Origin of the sequence: Planktosalinus lacus (genome assembly GCF_014640155.1) — a bacterium.
Classification (GTDB): Bacteria; Bacteroidota; Bacteroidia; order Flavobacteriales; family Flavobacteriaceae; genus Planktosalinus; species Planktosalinus lacus.
This window is the reverse complement of record NZ_BMGK01000023.1, coordinates 1-2,877: the sequence shown is the minus strand read 5'-3', so window position 1 is coordinate 2,877 and position 2,877 is coordinate 1. Positions and strand designations below refer to the sequence as shown.

Here is a 2,877-nt window from a genome sequence, read left to right as displayed (position 1 = left end):
CAACATACCGCCTTCTGCCATATAAGAGGCTGCAGGGGCTCCGCCTGACCAAGTGGTCACGTTTGCACCGGCCATATCATCAAATACCAATACGGCTTGTGCATCCAATCCGTCTACACCTCCATTGTTCTCTGTCAATACGACTGATGTTCCTGAAGGAGAGGTTAACGATACCACTAAATCTGATGCTCTGTCGTGTTGTAAATCAATGCTGATTGTATTAAATGTATATTGAAATGAATTTGCGCCTATGATACCTTCATTGACCTCCTCTGCAACTTCGTCTACAGGTTCAAAATCCAATATGTCAACTGGGTTTTCCAATTCACTACACGCTAACTCACAGTATAATGAAGGATCTACAACATCAACAAATGCCATACAGGTAGCAATGTTTCCTGATGCATCTTCTACTGTTACTTCAAATTGGTGTGAACCAATATCTGCACATGTAAAGTTGATGAAGTCTTCACCATCTACTGTTACGGTATAACCACAAGCCTCATCTATAGAATCTAAAAAGTCGGCTGCCTGCATAGTTGCAGTTCCTTCTACAAGAACAAGCTGAAACGATGGAGAACTGGGAGCCGCAACAAATGTTTGTCCATTATTGATTGCTCCGGGGGTTGATGTTGCCGGAGAATTCCAGGTGAAATCACCATAAAAAGTTCCGGTACCTGAAAGTTGTAATGATTCTCCAATTGGCGTTGAAGATGCTTCTGATACACCAATGTCCTCAGACATCATTCCTACCGCAGGTCCATCTACAGCAGCAAAAGCACCTTCATAACTCAAAAATTGTATTACTGAGTTTGAGTCATCAACCAATGCGATTCCGTCTGGTGATCCGTTTTGAATTCCGGAAATAGGGAAATTTAAAGTTCCAAAGCCATTATTTTGATCTGCAAATGTGCCTGTTAAATTTTCGGTATCATAAACCGAACCGTTATTTCCATTATAAAGAACAATTGACCATCCTGTTAAATCTGTTCCTTCAGGACCTGCAATTTCCACAGCTTCGTCAGCATCTGCTCCTGCATTGTCATAGTGTATTTCATTGATAAACACATCAAGACCAAAAGCACTTCCAACACAAGCGATCACCGGTGCTAAATCATCAACGACTGTTACGGTAACGATTACTGAATCTGTGTTACCTTCTTCATCTTCTACTGTCAAAGTAACTTCGTTATCTCCAACATCTGAACAGTCAAAATCAGTCTGTGTCAATGTCATTAAGTCAATACCACAATTGTCTGAAGAACCTCCGTCAACATCAGCTGGAGTGATGGAGCCAAAGCCCATCGCATCCAATGTTACTGTAATGTCTTGTCCAACTGCTACAGGCGCTTCCTCATCTGTTACAGTGATAGTAAATGTACACTCTACGGTGTTTCCATCAGTATCAGTAGCTTCATAGGTTACATCATAAGTTCCTACGGCTAAAAAGTCGCCTGAAGTAGGACCAGCAGTTTGGGTTACTGCCAAAGCACCATCTTCAGCGTCAATCGCTGATGCAGGACCAAAGGTAACCTCTGCACCACATAAACCTTCATCTGTTTCTGTATCAATATCACCTGGACAAGAAATCTGAGGTACAGTTCCTATCAATCCGTTGTCTGTAATATCTAAACAAAATCCGAAAAGTGTTCCTTCGTCTGTTTGTCCTCCTTGATCTGAGATTGTAAGTGTCCAGTCACCGTTTACTTCTTCTCCGGCAAACACGGTATTAAACAAACCGTCTAAAGCTGAATAGGAAGCAGCAGGGGCTCCACCAACCCAGGTGCCAACACTCACGCCAGCATCATCAAATACTAAATTTGCTTGTGTATCCAAACCATCGACACCTCCATTGTTTTCAAAGAGAGTAAGTACAGTTCCTTCCGGTGAAGTCAAAGTCATTACCATATCTGATGCACGGTCGTGTTGCATATCTAAATCAATAGTATTAATGGTAAATTCAAAAGAATTTTCTCCAATAATACCTGTGTTTGCAATAGTAACAACAGAGTTGATAGTTGAAAAATCCTCTATATCTTGAGGTGTGTCTGTTGAACACTGTCCACTTGGTGGTGGAGGTGGTGCTGTAAATGTTTGACCGGAATTGATTGAACCCGGTGATGATGCAGAAGGACCACTCCATGTAAAATCAGCATATTCATTTCCTGAACCAATAAGTTGCAATGATTCACCAATTGGATCGCCACCACTTTGAGACACCCCTATATCAACAGACATCATTCCCACTGCAGGACCGTCATTTGCTGTAAATGCACCTTCATAACTTAGGAACTGAATCACATTATTACTGTCATCAATTAAAGCAATCCCATCGGGTGCACCATTTTGAAGTCCGTTTGTAGGAAAGTAAAAGTTTAAAGTGCCAAAACCATTGGACTCATTAGGAATTGTTCCCGATATTGGCATTGAACCATAAGCAAGACCGTTTGAGCCATTATAGGGCTGTAAAGTCCAACCTGTCACATCTGTACCGGCCGGTCCTGCAATTTCGACTGCTTCATCGACATCTCCCCCTGTATTATCATAATGTATTTCATTTATGAAAACAGTTTGAGCCTGAAATGAAATCACCGAACAAATTGCAAACAATAAAGTAGTAATTTTTTTCATTTTAAATTTATGTTTATAATTAATTTAAGTACAAATATATAAATACTATAGATGAATATTTAATTTGTAAATGTTATTTTAATATTATCAAAAAAAAACCCTGAAGTTTTCACTTCAGGGTTTTTATAATTATGATTTTCTAAGAATTACTTCTTGATCAATCGTTTTACTGTTGTTGCATCAGCACTGCTGATGTTTACCATATACACTCCGGAAGCTAATCCTGAAATGTCTATGCGTTGTTCT

The 2,877-nt window shown here is 39.9% G+C and carries 2 protein-coding genes; both read right to left on the bottom strand.

What is annotated here, in order from left to right:
* On the bottom strand, positions 1–2,631 hold a 2,631-nt coding region (locus IEV69_RS13705), incomplete at its 3' end, for a proprotein convertase P-domain-containing protein (protein ID WP_188443396.1).
* Positions 2,632–2,777: 146 nt separating this feature from the next.
* Positions 2,778–2,861 (bottom strand): T9SS type A sorting domain-containing protein, encoded by an 84-nt coding sequence (locus IEV69_RS14030; protein WP_373283678.1) that lies wholly within the window; start codon positions 2,859–2,861, stop codon positions 2,778–2,780.
* Positions 2,862–2,877: the final 16 nt, after the last annotated feature.